The 18,406-nt window shown below is 45.7% G+C and carries 14 protein-coding genes; 13 read left to right on the top strand and 1 reads right to left on the bottom strand.

Annotated elements, in window-relative coordinates:
• The first annotated feature begins 11 nt into the window (after nt 1-11).
• The 13 genes from J6578_RS07125 (at nt 12) to proB (ending at nt 14,711) form a co-directional block, all read left to right on the top strand.
• Nucleotides 12-599 (top strand): NADH-quinone oxidoreductase subunit C, encoded by a 588-nt coding sequence (locus tag J6578_RS07125; RefSeq protein ID WP_287954202.1) that lies wholly within the window; start codon nt 12-14, stop codon nt 597-599.
• On the top strand, nt 592-1,845 hold the full coding sequence (locus tag J6578_RS07120) for an NADH-quinone oxidoreductase subunit D (protein ID WP_093091947.1): 1,254 nt from the start codon (nt 592-594) through the stop codon (nt 1,843-1,845). The genes J6578_RS07125 and J6578_RS07120 overlap by 8 nt, the downstream gene beginning before the upstream one ends.
• Nucleotides 1,845-2,318 carry an NADH-quinone oxidoreductase subunit NuoE gene (nuoE, locus tag J6578_RS07115; RefSeq protein WP_037407269.1) on the top strand — a complete coding sequence of 158 codons (474 nt, stop codon included), beginning with the start codon at nt 1,845-1,847 and terminating at the stop codon, nt 2,316-2,318. The genes J6578_RS07120 and nuoE overlap by 1 nt, the downstream gene beginning before the upstream one ends.
• A complete protein-coding gene (gene nuoF / locus J6578_RS07110) occupies nt 2,318-3,613 on the top strand; it encodes an NADH-quinone oxidoreductase subunit NuoF (protein ID WP_287954200.1) in 1,296 nt (431 codons plus the stop codon). Before nuoE ends, nuoF begins: the two co-directional genes overlap by 1 nt.
• A 32-nt stretch (nt 3,614-3,645) precedes the next feature.
• A complete protein-coding gene (nuoG, locus tag J6578_RS07105; protein ID WP_093091951.1) occupies nt 3,646-5,898 on the top strand; it encodes an NADH-quinone oxidoreductase subunit NuoG in 2,253 nt (750 codons plus the stop codon).
• A 2-nt stretch (nt 5,899-5,900) separates the two neighbouring features.
• Nucleotides 5,901-6,950, top strand: a complete 1,050-nt coding sequence (nuoH, locus tag J6578_RS07100) for an NADH-quinone oxidoreductase subunit NuoH (protein WP_037407263.1) — start codon at nt 5,901-5,903, stop codon at nt 6,948-6,950.
• A gap of 18 nt (nt 6,951-6,968) precedes the next feature.
• Complete coding sequence (nuoI, locus tag J6578_RS07095) at nt 6,969-7,448, top strand: NADH-quinone oxidoreductase subunit NuoI (RefSeq protein WP_093091953.1); 480 nt, start codon at nt 6,969-6,971, stop codon at nt 7,446-7,448.
• A gap of 9 nt (nt 7,449-7,457) precedes the next feature.
• The gene (locus J6578_RS07090; RefSeq protein WP_037407257.1) at nt 7,458-8,111 is read left to right on the top strand and encodes an NADH-quinone oxidoreductase subunit J; all 654 of its coding nucleotides are present in this window, start codon (nt 7,458-7,460) and stop codon (nt 8,109-8,111) included.
• Nucleotides 8,108-8,413, top strand: coding sequence for an NADH-quinone oxidoreductase subunit NuoK (gene nuoK / locus J6578_RS07085; RefSeq protein WP_025329732.1), 306 nt, complete (start codon nt 8,108-8,110; stop codon nt 8,411-8,413). The genes J6578_RS07090 and nuoK overlap by 4 nt, the downstream gene beginning before the upstream one ends.
• A gap of 25 nt (nt 8,414-8,438) precedes the next feature.
• Nucleotides 8,439-10,463 carry an NADH-quinone oxidoreductase subunit L gene (gene nuoL / locus J6578_RS07080; RefSeq protein WP_093091955.1) on the top strand — a complete coding sequence of 675 codons (2,025 nt, stop codon included), beginning with the start codon at nt 8,439-8,441 and terminating at the stop codon, nt 10,461-10,463.
• A 37-nt stretch (nt 10,464-10,500) separates the two neighbouring features.
• Nucleotides 10,501-11,994, top strand: coding sequence for an NADH-quinone oxidoreductase subunit M (locus J6578_RS07075; protein ID WP_239365682.1), 1,494 nt, complete (start codon nt 10,501-10,503; stop codon nt 11,992-11,994).
• Nucleotides 11,995-12,004: 10 nt separating this feature from the next.
• Nucleotides 12,005-13,447 carry an NADH-quinone oxidoreductase subunit NuoN gene (gene nuoN / locus J6578_RS07070; RefSeq protein ID WP_287954198.1) on the top strand — a complete coding sequence of 481 codons (1,443 nt, stop codon included), beginning with the start codon at nt 12,005-12,007 and terminating at the stop codon, nt 13,445-13,447.
• Nucleotides 13,448-13,577: 130 nt separating this feature from the next.
• Nucleotides 13,578-14,711: a glutamate 5-kinase gene (gene proB, locus J6578_RS07065; protein WP_287954197.1), complete on the top strand. Its 1,134-nt coding sequence runs from the start codon at nt 13,578-13,580 to the stop codon at nt 14,709-14,711.
• A 1,584-nt stretch (nt 14,712-16,295) separates the two neighbouring features.
• Here proB and J6578_RS07060 read toward each other — a convergent pair.
• Nucleotides 16,296-18,406 (bottom strand): autotransporter family protein (locus J6578_RS07060; protein WP_287954196.1); only part of this gene is annotated, 2,111 nt, incomplete at its 5' end.

Genomic DNA, 18,406 nt, shown 5'->3' with positions numbered 1-18,406 from the left:
GTGAGGAAAATATGGCAGATATAGCAACACTGAAAGCCGTGTGTGAAACCACTTTCGGCGCTAAGATACGTTACTGTCTTGATCGCGGTGAACTAACACTGGAGTGTGATGCCGCTGATTACCATCAGCTGATGCAAACCCTGCGCGATCATGATGAACTGAAATTTGAAACGCTGATTGATTTGTGTGGTGTTGATTACCAGAGCTACAAAGATGAACCGTGGCAAGGCAAGCGCTTTGCCGTTGTCAGCCATCTGTTGTCTGTAACCAATAACTGGCGTATCCGTGTCCGTGTCTGGGCTGAAGCCGAAGACTTTCCCACCGTCGATTCTGTTGTCGATATCTATAACGGCGCCAACTGGTACGAACGTGAAGCGTTTGACATGTTTGGCATTCTGTTTAACAACCATCCCGACCTGCGCCGTATTCTTACTGATTACGGCTTTGTTGGTCATCCGTTTCGCAAGGATTTTCCCGTTTCCGGCTATGTTGAAATGCGCTATGACGAGGCCGAAGGTCGCGTTATTTATCAGCCAGTAACGATTGAGCCGCGTGAGATTATCCCGCGCGTGGTGAGAGAGGAGCAGTACGGTGTCTAAGTTACGTAATTACACCATCAATTTTGGACCGCAGCATCCGGCTGCACATGGCGTATTGCGCCTGATTCTGGAAATGGATGGTGAAAACATCGTTCGTGCCGATCCGCACATCGGCCTGTTGCATCGTGGTACGGAAAAGCTGGCGGAAACACGGACTTATCTGCAAACGCTGCCGTATATGGATCGTCTGGATTATGTATCCATGATGTGTAATGAACAGGCTTACTGCCTGTCGGTTGAACGTCTGCTCAATATTGAAGTACCCATTCGTGCCCAGTATATCCGCGTGATGTTTGCCGAGATTACTCGCATTCTTAATCATCTGATGGGTATCGGTTCGCATGCACTGGATATCGGTGCCATGACAGTGTTTCTTTACGCCTTCCGTGAGCGTGAAGATCTAATGGATATTTATGAGGCAGTATCAGGTGCACGTATGCATGCTGCCTATTTCCGCCCCGGTGGCGTATACCGTGACTTGCCGGATTTCATGCCAAAATACGAATCCAGCAAATATCGCAATGCCAAAGTATTGCAAAAACTCAATGCCAGCCGTGAAGGTTCACTGCTGGACTTTATTGAAGACTTTACCAACCGTTTTCCTGCCTGTGTGGATGAATATGAAAATCTGCTCACCGACAACCGTATCTGGAAACAGCGTACTGTCGGCATAGGCGTGGTCTCACCAGAACGAGCCCTGCAAAAAGGTTTTACTGGTGTCATGTTGCGTGGTTCCGGTATTGAATGGGACGTACGCAAGAAACAGCCTTACGATGCCTATGCTGAGATGGATTTTGATATACCGGTGGGCATTAATGGCGACTGCTATGACCGTTATCTGTGCCGCATTCATGAGATGCGTCAAGCTAACCGCATTATCCGCCAGTGTGTGGACTGGCTGAAAGCCAATCCCGGCCCGGTGATTATTGACGACCATACCGTGGCACCGCCACCTCGCGCTGCCATGAAGGACGGGATGGAAGAACTGATTCATCATTTCAAACTGTTTACTGAAGGTATGCATGTGCCAGAAGGTGAAGTCTATGTGCCTACTGAACATCCTAAAGGTGAGTTCGGTGTCTATCTGATTTCCGATGGCGCTAATAAACCTTACCGGATGAAAATCCGTGCTCCGGGCTTTGCCCATTTGCAAGGCATGGATGAAATGGCGCGCGGTCACATGCTGGCGGATGTGGTTGCCATTATTGGTACACAGGATATTGTATTCGGGGAGGTGGATAGATAATGTTGTCCGCTGATAGCTTAAAACAAATTGATACAGAACTGGCCAAATATCCGGCCGATCAGCGTCGCAGTGCCATTATGTCGGCTCTGCGTATAGCGCAATCCGAGCTGGGCTGGTTGCAGCCTGAAACTATTGAAGAAGTGGCTGATTATATTGGTATTCCACCAGCTCAGGCGCTGGAAGTGGCTACTTTTTACAATATGTACAACCTCAAACCAGTTGGTAAATACAAACTTACCGTATGTACTAATCTGCCCTGTGCCTTGCGTGGCGGCGTGAATGCTGGTGAGTATCTGCAAAAACGTCTTGGTATTCGCTATGGTGAAACCACTGCTGATGGGAAATACACGCTGGTAGAAGGCGAATGCATGGGTGCCTGTGGCGATGCGCCGGTGATGTTAGTGAATAATCATAAAATGTGTAGCTTTATGAGCGAAGAAGCCATTGAAGCGAAACTGGCGGAGTTGAACTGATGGCAATGTACCAGAATGGCGTGATTTTCGATCAGGTTGATACTTCCGACCCCAATTGCTGGACGCTGGAAGCCTATATAGCGCGCGGTGGCTATCAGGCATTGAAAAAAATCATCAATGAAAAAATGGCGCCGGATGATGTCATCGCTGAGCTTAAGACTTCCGGTCTGCGTGGTCGCGGTGGTGCCGGCTTTCCAACCGGGCTGAAATGGAGCTTTATGCCGCGTTCGTTTCCGGGCACTAAATATGTTGTCTGCAATACCGATGAAGGTGAACCGGGTACATTCAAAGATCGTGATATCATTGATTATAATCCACATGCGTTGATTGAAGGCATGATTATCGGTGGCTATGCCATGGGTGCGGCCGCTGGTTATAACTATATTCATGGCGAAATCTTCGAAAGCTATCTGCGCTTTGAAACAGCTTTACAACAAGCACGGGCTGCCGGTTTTCTGGGACAGAATATTTTAGGTAGTGAATTCAGCTTTGAACTGTATGCCCATCATGGCTATGGTGCTTATATCTGTGGTGAAGAAACGGCATTGCTGGAGTCGCTGGAAGGCAAGAAAGGCCAGCCACGCTTCAAGCCGCCATTTCCGGCGTCCTATGGCTTATACGGCAAACCTACTACCGTCAATAACACCGAAACCTTTTCCTCTGTGCCATTCATTATTCGTGATGGCGGCCAGCAGTTTGCCGATAAAGGTATTCCGAATAATGGCGGAACCAAGCTCTTTTCTGTATCCGGCCATGTTGAGCGTCCCGGTAATTATGAAATTCCACTAGGCACACCATTTAAAGATTTACTTGATATATGCGGTGGCATGCGTCATGGCAAAAAGCTCAAAGCAGTGATTCCGGGTGGTTCTTCTGCGCCGGTATTGCCAGCTGACATCATGATGGAACTGACCATGGATTATGACGCCATTGCCAAAGCCGGTTCAATGCTCGGTTCTGGTGCCGTAATCGTCATGGACGAAGATGTCTGCATGGTGAAAGCACTGGAGCGGCTAAGCTATTTCTATTTTGAAGAATCATGTGGACAATGCACGCCCTGCCGTGAAGGAACCGGCTGGCTATATCGCATTATTCACCGTATTGCCTCTGGTAAAGGCCGGCCGGAGGATCTGGATTTGCTGGAATCAATTGGCAGCAATATGTCCGGACGCACCATCTGTGCACTGGCGGACGCAGCAGTGATGCCAATACAGGGCTTTATGAAGCATTTCCGCCCCGAGTTTGAGCACTACATCAAACACGGCAAACCCATGAAAGAACATCGCTGGTGCTAAGGCACTATCTGCTTAATTAGGATTGCGAACCTATGTTACAAATTCAAATTGACGGTAAACAACTCTCTGTCGAGCAGGGTAGTACGGTGATAGAAGCCGCCCATCAGGCCGGTACCTTTATTCCGCATTTTTGCTATCACAAAAAATTGTCTATCGCCGCCAACTGTCGTATGTGTCTGGTTGAGGTAGAAAAATCACGCAAACCATTACCAGCCTGTGCTACACCGGTTACCGATGGTATGGTGGTTAAAACCAATTCACCCATGACTAAAGATGCCCAGAAAGGGGTAATGGAGTTTTTGCTGATTAATCACCCGCTGGATTGCCCGATATGCGATCAGGGCGGTGAATGTCTGTTGCAGGACTTATCCATGGGCTATGGTAAAGGTGCCAGTCGTTATACCGAAGCCAAACATGCAGTGGTCGGCAAGGAAATGGGGCCATTGGTATCGGCTGCGGAAATGAGCCGCTGTATACACTGTACCCGCTGTATTCGTTTTACTGAAGAAATTGCCGGTAAACAGGAACTGGCGATGAAAAATCGTGGTGAACATTCCGAAATTACTCCGTTTGCCGGTAAAACACTGGAAACCGAGCTGTCTGGTAATGTGATTGATTTGTGTCCTGTTGGTGCCTTAACCAGTAAACCGTTCCGCTATGACAGCCGCTCATGGGAATTAAGCCGGCGTAAATCTATTTCTGCTCATGATGCCTTGGGCAGCAACCTGATTGTTCAGACTAAAGACCACACCGTACGGCGCGTATTGCCATTGGAAAACGAAGCCATCAATGAATGCTGGCTCAGTGATCGTGACCGTTTTGCCTATGCTGGGCTGTATCAGCAGCGCTTAACTCAGCCACAAATCAAACAGAATAACCAGTGGCATACTGTCGACTGGCAAACTGCACTGGATTACGTTGCCAAAGGTTTGCATGGTGTCAGCCATGACTTTGGTGCCGATGGGATTGGTATGTGGGTTAATCCGGCCAATACCATTGAAGAAATGTATCTGGCACGTAAACTGGCTGATGGCCTTGGTATTAATGCTGTAGACAGTCGTCTGCGTTCGCTGGATGGCCGTTTGGCGGCCGCTGCTAAAGGCGCTCAATGGCTGGGACAGAACATCGAACAACTGGCAGAAAACGAAGTGATTCTGGTGGTTGGCGCCCGTTTGCGGCAGGAACAGCCACTACTCACAGCTCGTATCCGTCAGGCAGCCAAAAATGGTACCAAAATAGCTGTTTTGGCCGCTGCTGCTGAAGAATTGTTTATGCCCTTGCTGGCACAGGTGAGCCTGCATCCGTATCAGTGGATTGACTGGTTGAGTAATGCACTTAACAGCGAAGTAGGGCAGACATTATTACAGGCACAAAAAGCCAGCATTATTCTTGGTGCTGATGTACTGAATCATCCGGATGCCGCTGCTGTTTATGCTGCAGCACAGGACTTGGCTGTGGCTACCGATAGCATTCTCGGGATATTGCCACAGGCAGCCAACAGTATTGGTGCCGAAGTGCTTGGTGTGGCCGCCAGAAAAACAGAACATACCATTACTGCACAGATTGCGCAGCCAAAACAGGCCGTGATGTTGCTTAATGTTGAGCCAGACATGGATGTCGCCAATGGTGCTGCGGCTATTGCCGCACTGAAACAGGCGCAGACAGTGATGGCATTTAGTGCGTATGATAGTGAGGTATTGCGTGAGGTGGCCGATGTCATGCTGCCAATCACCCCATTTACCGAAACATCCGGTAGCCTCATCAATATGGAAGGCCGTTTGCAGTCTTTCCATGGCGTGGTACAGGCGTACGGTGAAGCCAGACCATTATGGAAAGTATTGCGTGTACTGGGCAACGTGCTTGAACTGCCGGGGTTTGAATATGAAAACACCCAGCAGATCCTGACAGATGCACTTGCTAAAGACCAGTTGCCAGCCTTACTGAATAACCAAATACAACCGGTTGCGACCACTGATCCCAATATCAGTCTGGTGCGGGTTGGCGGAGTGAGTCTGTATGCTACCGATGGCATTGTGCGTCGTTCTGCGCCCTTACAGAACACAGTACATGCCGCAGTGCCCACAGCGCGGATTCACAGTACCACGCTGAATACGCTGGGGCTGGCTGATGGGGATACTGCACTGGCCAGACAGGGAAATAGTACCGTGGCCGTTACCGTGGCTGCTGACGACACCCTGCCGGAAAACGTACTGTTGTTGCCATTACATCAGAGTAACTGGCAACTGGGTGCTTTATTGACCACTGTTGAATTGAGTAAAGGATAATCATGCAAGCGTGGTTTCAACAATTACTGGGTAACGACTTCGGCTTACTGGTGTCTGTCATTGTCAAAATAGTCATCATCATGCTGCCGCTGATTCTTACCGTGGCTTATCTGACTTATTTTGAACGTAAAGTTATCGGTTACATGCAGCTGCGTGTCGGCCCGAACGTAACCGGCCCTTATGGCTTAATCCAGCCCTTCGCTGACGTATTAAAACTGTTATTTAAAGAAGTTACCCGCCCGTCGCAGGCCAACAAGGCATTGTTCTATATCGGGCCGATGATGTCGCTGATGCCGGCTTTTGCTGCTTGGGCAGTGATTCCGTTCAGTGAAAGCTGGTTTCTGACCAGAATCAATGCCGGTTTGCTCTATATCCTGATGATTACCTCGCTGTCTGTGTATGGTGTCATCATTGCTGGCTGGGCTTCCAACTCCAAATATGCCTTTCTGGGTGCCATGCGTGCTTCGGCACAAACCATCTCCTATGAAATAGCGATGGGTTTTGCCCTGATTGGGGTGATAATGGTATCCGGCAGCATGGATTTTCACGATATTGTGATGGCACAAGCCAAAGGCTATGCCGGTGGTTCGGTTTTTTCATGGAACTGGCTGCCATTGTTCCCATTGTTTGTGGTGTATCTGATTTCCGCAGTGGCCGAAACCAATCGCGCCCCGTTTGACGTGGCCGAAGGTGAATCGGAAATTGTTGCTGGTTTTCATGTTGAGTATTCTGGTTTTGCCTTTGCCTTATTTTTTCTGGCCGAATATATATTCATGATTCTTGTGGCTGCCCTGACCGCACTGTTGTTCTTTGGTGGCTGGTTATCCCCCTTCCCGCAAAGCTGGGGTTTCATTGGTACACCAAGCGTACTGTGGATGTTCCTGAAAATGGCGCTGGTGTTGTACTTTTATCTGTGGATACGGGCAACTTTCCCACGTTACCGCTACGATCAGATTATGCGTCTGGGCTGGAAAGTACTGATTCCGGTAACCATCGTCGCAGTGATTGTATTGGGTTTGTGGATGATTTCACCCCTGTCTTTATGGCGTTAAACAGGGAGAGGCACTGATATGGCAAATATAATTAAAACTTTTCTACTGACCGAGTTGCTTGCGGGCATGAAAGTAACCTTAAAAAACTTTTTTGCACGTAAAGAAACCATTTATTTTCCTGAAGAAAAAACGCCACAATCGGTTCGGTTCCGTGGTCTGCATGCACAACGGCGCTATCCCAATGGTGAGGAGCGCTGTATTGCCTGCAAACTGTGTGAAGCCGTATGCCCGGCAATGGCGATTAATATTGAGTCGGAAAAACGCGAGGACGGGACACGGCGAACAACCCGTTATGATATCGATCTGACCAAATGTATCTTCTGCGGTTTCTGTGAAGAAGCCTGTCCAGTAGACGCTATTGTAGAAACACAGATTTTCGAATATCACGGTGAAAAACGCGGAGATCTGTATTTCACCAAACCCATGTTGCTGGCCATTGGCGATCGTTATGAAGAAGATATCGCCAAATGCAAAGCCGCAGATGCACCGTATCGCTAAGGGGTAGTCATGAATTTACCATTAATACTGTTTTATGTATTTGCTGCGGTTATTCTGCTGGGCGCAATCAATACAGTGATTGCCAAAAATCCGGTACATGCAGTTTTGTTTCTGGTGCTGACATTCTGTGCCAGTGCCATGATGTGGATTCTGATGCAGGCCGAATTTCTGGGCATTGTGCTGGTAGTGGTCTATGTAGGGGCAGTAATGGTGCTGTTCCTGTTTGTCATCATGATGCTGAATATTGATATTGAACAGATGCGCGCTGGATTCTGGCGTCATGCGCCCATTGCCGCACTGGTGGGTATTCTGACTGCTGCACTGCTGATTGTGATTCTGGTAAATCCACAGCTGGATTTGGCACATTTGGGTACAGACAAACCACTGCCTGCTGATTACAGTAATGTACGTGACTTAGGTATGCAGATTTACACGACCTATCTGTTACCGTTTGAACTGGCCGCTATATTGCTGGTGCTGGGGATGGTTGCTGCCATTGCACTGGTACACCGGCAAACACCTAATCCACGTCGTACCAATCCGGCCGAACAAGTTAAAGTGCAGGCCAAAGACCGTTTCCGTATGGTGAAAATGCAGCCTGAAGTGGCTACACCAATAACCGAAACCCGTGAAGAAGCGACAGCAGGAGAGGAAAAAGCATGATTACCTTAACCCATTATCTGGTTCTCAGCGCGATACTATTTGCCATTTCTGCCATGGGCATTTTTATGAACCGCAAAAACGTACTTGTGCTGCTGATGTCAATTGAATTAATGCTACTGGCGGTAAACTTTAATTTCGTGGCTTTTTCCCGTTATCTCGGTGACACAGCCGGACAGATTTTTGTCTTTTTTATTCTGACAGTCGCTGCGGCAGAATCTGCTATTGGTCTGGCGATTATGGTGCTGATTTTCCGTAACCGTCAGAGCATCAACGTACAGGATCTGGATAGCCTCAAAGGCTAACGGGTGAGAGGAACAAGAGAAAATTATGTCTATTTATCTGATTATTGCTTTGGCTCCGCTCATCGGTTCACTGCTGGCCGGCTTGTGTGGCAAGCTGATTGGTCGTAGGGGAGCACATAGTGTGACCATTGCCGGTGTGGCTATTTCTGCGGCATTATCTGCGTGGGTGCTTTATGGTTTGATGAACGGCACCCGCCAGCCTTTTGATGAAAACGTCTATACTTGGCTGACCATGGGCGGGCTGGATTTTTCAGTTGGCTTCCTGATTGATAACCTAACCGCCACTATGTTAGTGATTGTCACCAGCGTGTCATTGATGGTGCATATCTATACCATTGGTTACATGAGTGATGATGATGGTTATCAGCGCTTCTTCAGTTATATCTCCCTGTTTACCTTTTCCATGCTGATGCTGGTAATGAGTAATAACTTTATCCAGCTGTTCTTTGGCTGGGAAGCAGTGGGGCTGGTATCTTATCTGCTGATTGGTTTTTACTTCAAACGTGACAGCGCTATCTTTGCCAATCTGAAAGCATTTCTGGTTAACCGTGTTGGCGACTTTGGCTTTGTATTGGGAATTGGCTTGATACTCGCTTATTTTGGCGGCAGTCTGCGCTATGCTGATGTGTTTCAGTATATAGATCAAGTGAAAAATGCCACCATCGAACTGATTCCCGGCCATCCTTGGTCATTAATTACCGTCACCTGCATTCTGCTGTTCGTAGGAGCGATGGGTAAATCTGCCCAGTTTCCATTGCATGTATGGCTGCCGGATTCAATGGAAGGACCAACTCCGATTTCTGCACTGATTCACGCCGCCACCATGGTGACAGCCGGTATTTTCATGGTGTCACGCATGTCACCACTATATGAGCTGTCTGATACTGCACTGGGTGTGATTATGGTATCTGGCACCATTACCGCGCTGTTTATGGGCTTTCTGGGCATGATTCAGAACGACATCAAGCGAGTGATTGCCTATTCCACCTTGTCACAACTTGGTTATATGACTGTGGCACTGGGTGCTTCAGCCTATAATATTGCCGTATTCCATGTCATGACCCATGCTTTCTTCAAAGCCCTGTTATTCCTCGCGGCCGGTAGCGTGATTATGGGCATGCACCATGATCAGGATATGCGCCATATGGGCGGCTTGCGCAAGTATATGCCGGTAACATGGATTTGTATGCTGATTGGTTCCCTGTCATTGATTGGTACCCCATTCTTCTCTGGTTTCTATTCCAAGGATTCCATTATCGATGCAGTCAAAGCGTCAAATCTGCCATTCAGCAGTATTGCCTATGTCGCGCTGGTAGCCAGTGTCTTTGTGACCGCTTTCTACTCATTCCGCCTGTATTTTCTGGTCTTTCACGGCGAAGAAAAATGGCGTAAAGCCGAGCATGGTGAGCATCATCACAGCGAAGAGCACCATGGTCTGCGTCCACAGGATAATCCGCATGAAAGCCCGCTAGTGGTAACCATTCCGCTGATTCTGCTGGCTATTCCTTCAGTATTTGTCGGCATGTGGGCCATCAAACCAATGTTGTTTAGTGATTTCTACCAGCATGTGATATTCATTAACAGTGCAGCGCATCCGGCGCTGGCTACGGTAGAAGAAGAATATCACGGCATCTTTGCCATGGCCTTACACAGCCTAACCACACCTGTGTTATGGCTGGTGATTGCCGGGGTAGTACTGGCGTGGTTCTTCTACATGAAAAAACCGCATATTCCAGCCAGAATCGTGGCGTCTATCCGTCCAGTTTATGCCCTGCTGGATAACAAATACTATCTGGATGCACTTTACTATAACGTTTTTGCCAAAGGCAGCCGTCTGCTGGGAACGTTGTTCTGGAAAGTAGGCGACGTTTTCATCATTGATAAATTAATCGTTAACGGTGCCGCGCGCGTCGTGGCTACTATTGCAGCTTTGGTACGGCGGATTCAGACCGGCTACATCTATACCTATGCAACCGCAATGGTGGTTGGTGTGTTTGTGCTGGTAGCGTGGACTTTCTGGCCATTGCTGAAAACCATGTTCGGCGGTTAATTGAAAGCATTCAACTTGGTATCTTTAGGCTATAAATATGTACGATAACTTACTCAGTTTGGCGATTTGGCTGCCTGTAGCAGCCGGCATCGTAGTGCTGGCGACTGGCTCAGACAGGCACGCTGGTATAGCCAGAATGCTGGCCTTAATCGGTGCGCTGGTTTCCTTTTTAATCACCATACCGCTGTTTTGCAAATTTGATCGTTTAAATGGTGGCTTCCAATTCACAGAATTTCATGTCTGGATTGAAAGTCTCAACATCAACTATGCATTAGGTGTTGATGGCCTATCTGTCCTGTTTGTGATTCTGAACAGCTTCACAACCTTACTGGTGGTGCTGGCTGGCTGGCAGGTTATTCAGAAACGGCCAGCACAATATATGGCAGCTTTCCTGATTATGTCGGGACTGATTAATGGCGCGTTTGCAGCCATGGATGCCATTTTGTTCTACGTGTTCTTTGAAGGTATGCTGATTCCGATGTATCTGATTATCGGTATCTGGGGTGGTCCAAGGCGCGTATACGCATCCATCAAGTTTTTCCTGTATACCCTGATGGGCTCGCTGCTGATGTTGGTTGGTTTTGTGTATCTGTCTACCCAGACTGGAGGCTTCTCAATTGAAGCATGGCACAACATCAAGCACATTGCCATGACGGCGCAGATTTTACTGTTTATTGGTTTTTTCCTGTCTTTTGCAGTGAAAGTGCCAATGTGGCCAGTCCACACATGGCTACCGGATGCACACGTGGAAGCGCCCACTGGCGGTTCAATGGTGTTGGCTGCCATTACCCTGAAAATCGGTGCCTATGGCTTCTTGCGTTTTATGCTGCCTATCCTGCCGGATGCCGCGCGTTATTTTGCGCCAGTAATCATCGTACTGAGTCTGGTAGCGGTGATTTATATTGGTATGGTAGCGCTGGTACAGACAGACATGAAAAAACTGGTGGCTTATTCTTCCATCAGCCACATGGGTTTTGTTACCTTAGGTTTCTTCCTGTTTACCGGCGGATATTTGAATGAATGGGCCTTTAAAGGTGCCATCATGCAAATGGTGTCACATGGGTTTGTTTCTGCTGCCATGTTCATGAGTATTGGTGTCATGTATGACCGCATGCATACCCGCGATATTTCTGCCTACGGTGGCGTGGTAAACAGTATGCCCGTATTTGCCTCTTTCATGCTGCTGTTTGCCATGGCCAATGCCGGCTTACCCGGTACTTCCGGTTTTGTGGGCGAATTCATGGTAATTGTTGGTGCAGTAAAAACCAATTTCTGGATTGGTGCTCTGGCTGCGTTAACCCTGATTTATGGTGCAGCCTATACCCTGTGGATGTTTAAACGGGTTATTTTTGGCACCATCAAAAAACCCGAAGTGGCGCAATTAAAAGATGTGAATAAACGCGAACTGCTTATACTGGTGATTCTGGCCATAGCGGTACTCGGTTTTGGTTTGTATCCCGAACCATTTATCGCCGTTGTTCATCAGGCAGCAAATGATTTAATTGTCCAAGCGGCACAAAGCAAACTGTAAGGAAATGTGAATGAACTGGACAGATTTAACAATATTTCCCGCTGTACCGGAACTGGTGCTGACTGTAGTACTGTTCACAGTGCTGCTGGTGGATTTATGGCTCAATGACAAACAACGCTGGATAACCTGTACCTTGTCAATCATTGGATTGATCTTAACGGCAACCGCACAGTTTCTGGTTTGGAAAGAACAGCCTCAATATGCGTTCCATGATATGTTTGTATTGGATGGTATGGCACAGCTAGCCAAGATATGCATGTATATTTTGGTGATTGCCTTGTTTATTTACAGCCAGTCTTATCTGCGCGCCAAGAATATCTATCAGGGCGAATTTTATACACTGACCCTGTTTGCCTTATTGGGCATGAATATCATGGTTTCAGCCTGTCATTTTCTTACCCTGTATGTAGGGCTGGAATTGCTGTCACTGGCGCTGTACGCTCTAATTGCCCTGCAACGCGACAGTGGTCGTGCAGCTGAAGCAGCACTGAAATATTTTGTGCTAGGTGCACTGGCTTCGGGATTGCTGCTGTATGGTATTTCACTGATTTATGGTGCAACAGGTACTTTGCAATTGCAGCAGGTGTTGGCTGCCAGTCAAAACAGTGCCAATCCGTGGCTATTAAAACTTGGCGTAGTATTTATTGTAGCCGGCATTGTATTTAAACTGGGTGGCGTGCCTTTCCATATGTGGGTGCCTGATGTGTATCAGGGAGCACCTACCGCTGTTACCGCATTAGTAGGTACCGCACCAAAAATTGCCGCCACAGTATTTGCTTTCCGCATTCTGGTTTATGGCTTGCTCACCCAATGGGAAAGCTGGCGTGAATTATTACTAATATTGGGTATTGCTTCGTTGTTAGTCGGTAATCTGGCCGCTATCATGCAAACCAATATCAAACGTATGCTTGGTTTTTCTACCGTTGCACACATGGGTTTTATCCTACTGGCCTTGCTGGCTGGGCAAACTGGTTGTACCGCAGCCATATACTACGCCATCACCTATGCTTTAATGGCTTCTGTAGCGTTTGCTATTCTGATGTTGTTGTCCGGCAGAGATGTTGAATGCCAGAATATCAGCGATCTGGCTGGCCTGAATCAGAAAAATGCTTGGTATGCATTTTTAATGCTGCTGGCGATGTTTTCCATGGCCGGTATTCCGCCGTTGATGGGCTTTTATGCCAAACTGGCGGTTATCAAGGCATTACTCGCTAGTGGTTATCTGTGGGTTTCTGTATATGCAGTAGTCATGTCACTGATCGGGGCTTTCTATTATCTGCGTGTGGTTAAAACCATGTATTTTGATACACATAATTCTGTTGCAGAGTCTACTTTTAACATGACCTTTCTGGGTAAAGTAGTTTTATCTGTTAATGGTTTACTGTTACTGCTATGGGGTGTTGTGCCGGACAGCGTGATGGCTTGGTGTGTACAGGCATTGCTGCATAGTTAAAACGCTTTGCTCTTTCAGACAGCAGCCCCAATGGCTGCTGTTTTTGTAACCGTTGAATACCCTTATCAAAGATAATAACCACAGGTAAAATGACTCATATAACCGTTAAAATAACAACTGCAAGGTAAGCATGAATAATTCAGAATTTAATATCCGCCAAGTTCAATGTGTGGTGGTAAAGGTAGGTTCTAGCCTTGTTACCAATGGTGGAGATGGGGTAGACCAGAATATTCTGAATAACTGGGCACAGCAGATTGCACAATTGCGAGCCCGTGGTGTTCAGGTGGTGCTGGTTTCCAGTGGTGCGATTGCAGAAGGAATGAAACGGCTGGGCTGGCTCGTACGACCAAAAGCGATTAACGAATTACAGGCAGCAGCTGCTGTAGGGCAAATGGGGCTGGCACAGGCATATGAAGTTGCGTTTGAGTCGCTGCATATCCAGACAGCACAGATTTTACTTACTCATGATGATTTGAGCCATCGTACCCGCTATCTGAATGCACGCAGTACCATCCGTACTCTGCTGAAGCAGGGCGTTGTGCCAATAATTAATGAAAATGATTCCGTTACCATTGATGAAATCAAGCTTGGTGATAATGATACTCTGGGGGCACTGGTTACTAATCTGATTGAAGCAGATGTGCTGATTATCCTGACGGATCAGGATGGATTGTATGACCGCGACCCGCGCCAATATGCCGACGCCAAATTTATCCATAAAATTGCAGCCAGCCACCCGGATCTGGAAAATATGGCTGGTGGTGCAGGTAGCAGTGTAGGTACGGGAGGAATGTATACCAAAGTACTGGCTGCCAGACGGGCTGCTTTAAGTGGTGCAGCAACCTGTATCGCTAATGGACATGCCGATAATGTACTTTCGCATTTGCTTGATGGTAACGAGGTCGGTACATTATTTACACCGGATGATAACCGACTGAATGCGCGTCAGCAGTGGTTATCAGGACAATTACAACTGGTGGGTAAACTCACCATTGATGATGGTGCAGCTCAAGCACTTACAATGCATAATTCTAGTTTATTATCAGTAGGTTGCATTGGTGTTTCTGGTCATTTTGATCGTGGAGCATTAGTATCTGTATGTAATCAAGCTGGTATCGAAATTGCTCGTGGCCTGATTAATTACAATGACCGGGAAATATCGCGATTATTGCGCCAGCCCTCACATATGATTGAAGTTCTTTTGGGTTATATCGCTGAAGAAGAATTAATGCATCGTGATAATATGGTTTTATGCCATTTGTAGTTGTTATTCTGGCCGCTAACAATATTCTAAAGTGCGATGACCACAGTACAATAACTCATTTTTTGTAAATAGACATTTAAAAACAGCTTTATATGAAAGTAATAAAGCTGTTTTATCCGCTTAGTGAATTAATGTCATATTTAATAGACATATGTTTTCCAGCCTTAGGGATGACTTGAATAAAACTTACTAACTGATAAAGCTTTTTAATAGTGGCTTGATTAAACAAGTACAACAAAAAAGAACAAAATCTGTATTCAGTAATAACATTAAATAATACAATTCCAATTATTAATAAGATAATTGAAGTAAATCAGTAACAGAAAATGACTTAATTCCGTCGGCGCTGAATAACTGGATTTAAAAATATCAGCGATTAGGCTTCATTTAGCTTGAAAGATAGTTGTACAAAAACATGCTGCGTAATAAAAAAGCTGTAAGTAACAAAATAGTATATTTAAATAGATAATACCATTTACAGCATTAAAATAGTGTTGATAAAAACCAACCAACACTAATATTGCTATTAATATATTATTTAATTACTGTTGATATGCAATATGGTATTCGAAATTATAATTAAGTTTACTATGGAATCAATATGTAATTGATATTTTTATATGTTGTTCTAGTTAAATTAAATAGTATTAAGCCTAATGGCAGACTTGCGGTGCTTTTTGCCCCTCTTAGTGTTCTCTTTACAGAAAAAACACATATACACTTAACTATTTATCTGCCCTATAAGTTTCACAAGTGACAAATCGGCTTGCATATGCGGGACGAAAAAAACTTTTGCACCTTTTCGCTGATTCTTTTGTACTGCGACAGCAATATTACTAATGCATTCTTTTGTGTTTTTTACTCTTCCAATGTGCTTGGTGATTAAGAAATTTAATCTTTCTGATACTTCAATAAAGCAATTTTGTTTAGCTGTTACTTTTTAAACAAGAAGATTTGCATATATGTATAACGCTATCTTTTGCATATTCGCACAGTTATAAGCAAATGAATTTGACGTGCTAAATATATATAATTTCTTTATTGCAAACAGCAATAAAGAAAAAGCTACAACGCTAATCATGTTCTTGAGTTGTAGAATCTTCGAAAAGTTACAAACTATAAAGCTAAATAAAAAATATTGTGTAACAACATGTCTTAAAAAATATATTTTAACTTTTACGCTTAATTTAAGTTTTACGGCAACGTAATACTGAAGGCAAAAAACTATTACGTTCAAAACACATTATCCAAAGCTATAAAACTGGCTTTTAGCAACAGGTTAAACATTGCTCAAACCTTATTTACAATCTGCTTAAAAAATTTCAAAAATCGCGCAATTTTTGCCTAGGATAGTACAAAAGCTAAATTCCAAATTTTCGCCCTTTTTCCTCGCAAAATACCCGTTTTCCCTATATTTCAGCCTTTTTCCTGTGTTGTGGAAAAGTTCAAAGAAAGCACTATACCGCGTATATTTATTATTAGTGTTGATGTGATAAAGGCAGAAAACATAATAAAACCGGTACCAAATTACATGGTACCGGTTTGTGTAGGATATGCGCTTTATACGCAAAGTTTCAGTTTAATTTACCAGAGAACTTTCAATCCTACAGATCCACTTACTGGCGCTTTTACTTTGGTATCACCACCATTAGACCAAGTATGGCCAACCTCACCATAAACTGAGACATTATCGTTGACATCATAGCTTCCGCCAACAGCTACCTCAGCGCTGGTATGTCCACCGCCACTATGCAATGTGGTAGAGGCATTTCGAGTAGTAAAGGTAGTGTGATCAGTTCCATTAGGAGAATAGAACAAGTTCACACGTGCATGTGGACGCATTGTTCCTTTACCGGTCTGATAATTGCCTTCCATACGAGCACCGACACGGAACAGCCATGCATCATCGTGTCCCTGTTTAACAGTAGTGTTACCACTGATATTACTGTCATCCAGATCCAACCACTGATGTACGATCTGAGCTTGCGGCTCCAGCTTCCACGCACTGTTACCTAAAGAGAACGGTTTGCCAGCTTCAACAGAAGCAGTTACACCGTGACCTTTCTGTTTACTATTTGCGTTGCCGTTAGGTTTAATGTCAACATTATGCCGTGCGCCCTGCAGTACTAAATCTACATAAGCACCATTGTCATGGGTGTAATTGCCATAGGCACCGAGGAAGTAAGATTTAGTGGCATTTTTACCAACACTGCCGTTCACACCGCTGGCAAAGCCATCAACATCCAAATCTCCATACAGATAACCGACATAACCACCAACATGCCAGCCGTTATGTTGCCAGATATCGCTACCCAGCTGTAGACCAGTATAGTCGCCTTTACTGCGAGCATTCGCGGCACCATTCTGCTCAATGTCAGCGCGTGTGGCAATAACTCTACCCCAGCTCATGCGTGAATCAGACTGTGCCGTACTGCCCAAGCGTTGATGCATATTACCCAGCATAGTACTGTCAGCTTGACGCAACTGAGCACCCACAGCAGCATACAATGGTACTTCTTTACGATACAGTACTTTTGATTTAGATGATGCAGGATCTACAACCCTAGAGCGCAGATACCAGTCATCGCCTTCGCCATCAGCATCGCCTTTTGACAGATGATATTCGAAAGCACCAGCATCAACATGGCCACCAGCTAAACTAAATGCTTCGTCTTCACTGGTACCTTGGACATTAATAATGTTGATTCCATCAGTATCACCAGTATCAGCACCGAGACCGCCATCATTATGTACTGTAACAGAAGTTGTACCGGTTGCATTACCCGTAATACGTAATCTGTCAGTAGCACTAGTGCTAACGGTATCAAGCTCTAATATACCGTTATTGCCGGTATAGTCACCTTTGATTATCAACAGGTCACCAGCACTGTGATTACTACTTAGACTAATAGTACCTGCATTTTCAACATCACCACTAATGGTTGTTTCCTGAATCGGTACTATAGCTTTCGCTAACACAGGTGATGGAGAAAGATCTAATGTTCCCTCATTCTCAATCACAAGTTTAGTGGTTTCCAGATTACCAGTTAAAGTAAGCTTGCCTTGTTTCTTAACATTGATATTGTCCCAGTTAAGAATAGCTATATTACCCTCACTACCGCTGCTGACAGAAGAGCCTTTGAGTGTACCATGGATATTTAGGGTATCAATGTCACCATTACCTTCACCACCATCAATGGCCGTCAATTGAGAAATATCAGCATCCTGATTGATAGTAAGTGTGTCACTACCTTTACCAAGCTGGATTGCACCGATAACTTTAGAACCGTCCTCAAGAGTGACATTAGCATTAGTATCATCATCCTGAATAGCAATTCCCGAAGCACCGGAAACAATTGCACCATTCTGCAAGGTAATAACGTTTGTTGCACCAGCTATACCAGACGTATGGATACCGGCACCTGTTTCACCTACTACCTCATCAGCAACACTTATACTAATCGCGCCAGTATCGGAATTGTTGATAGCCCTAATACCGGTAGATCCAACAAGCTTACCAGTTGTCGCATAAGTTTGACCATTTGGTGAATTATTTTCAATAACAACAGCCGCTGAATTCTCAGAGTTGTCAGGCCGTTCTGGCTGCTCAGGTTGTTCTGGCTGCTCAGGCTGTTCTGGCTGTTCTGGCTGCTCAGGCTGTTCTGGCTGCTCAGGTTGTTCTGGCTGCTCAGGTT

The organism is Snodgrassella sp. (genome assembly GCF_024103505.1).
In the GTDB taxonomy this organism is placed as follows: Bacteria; Pseudomonadota; Gammaproteobacteria; order Burkholderiales; family Neisseriaceae; genus Snodgrassella; species Snodgrassella communis.
The sequence above is the reverse complement of the archived record's forward strand: the minus strand, read 5'-3'. Positions and strand labels throughout refer to the sequence as shown.

What these genes read in the sequence shown, in the direction of transcription:
- J6578_RS07125 (WP_287954202.1), top strand. Translation starts at nt 12, where the DNA reads ATGGCAGATATAGCAACACTGAAAGCCGTGTGTGAAACCACTTTCGGC.
- nuoE (WP_037407269.1), top strand. Translation starts at nt 1,845, where the DNA reads ATGTTGTCCGCTGATAGCTTAAAACAAATTGATACAGAACTGGCCAAA.
- nuoF (WP_287954200.1), top strand. Translation starts at nt 2,318, where the DNA reads ATGGCAATGTACCAGAATGGCGTGATTTTCGATCAGGTTGATACTTCC.
- nuoG (WP_093091951.1), top strand. Translation starts at nt 3,646, where the DNA reads ATGTTACAAATTCAAATTGACGGTAAACAACTCTCTGTCGAGCAGGGT.
- nuoH (WP_037407263.1), top strand. Translation starts at nt 5,901, where the DNA reads ATGCAAGCGTGGTTTCAACAATTACTGGGTAACGACTTCGGCTTACTG.
- nuoI (WP_093091953.1), top strand. Translation starts at nt 6,969, where the DNA reads ATGGCAAATATAATTAAAACTTTTCTACTGACCGAGTTGCTTGCGGGC.
- J6578_RS07090 (WP_037407257.1), top strand. Translation starts at nt 7,458, where the DNA reads ATGAATTTACCATTAATACTGTTTTATGTATTTGCTGCGGTTATTCTG.
- nuoK (WP_025329732.1), top strand. Translation starts at nt 8,108, where the DNA reads ATGATTACCTTAACCCATTATCTGGTTCTCAGCGCGATACTATTTGCC.
- nuoL (WP_093091955.1), top strand. Translation starts at nt 8,439, where the DNA reads ATGTCTATTTATCTGATTATTGCTTTGGCTCCGCTCATCGGTTCACTG.
- J6578_RS07075 (WP_239365682.1), top strand. Translation starts at nt 10,501, where the DNA reads ATGTACGATAACTTACTCAGTTTGGCGATTTGGCTGCCTGTAGCAGCC.
- nuoN (WP_287954198.1), top strand. Translation starts at nt 12,005, where the DNA reads ATGAACTGGACAGATTTAACAATATTTCCCGCTGTACCGGAACTGGTG.
- proB (WP_287954197.1), top strand. Translation starts at nt 13,578, where the DNA reads ATGAATAATTCAGAATTTAATATCCGCCAAGTTCAATGTGTGGTGGTA.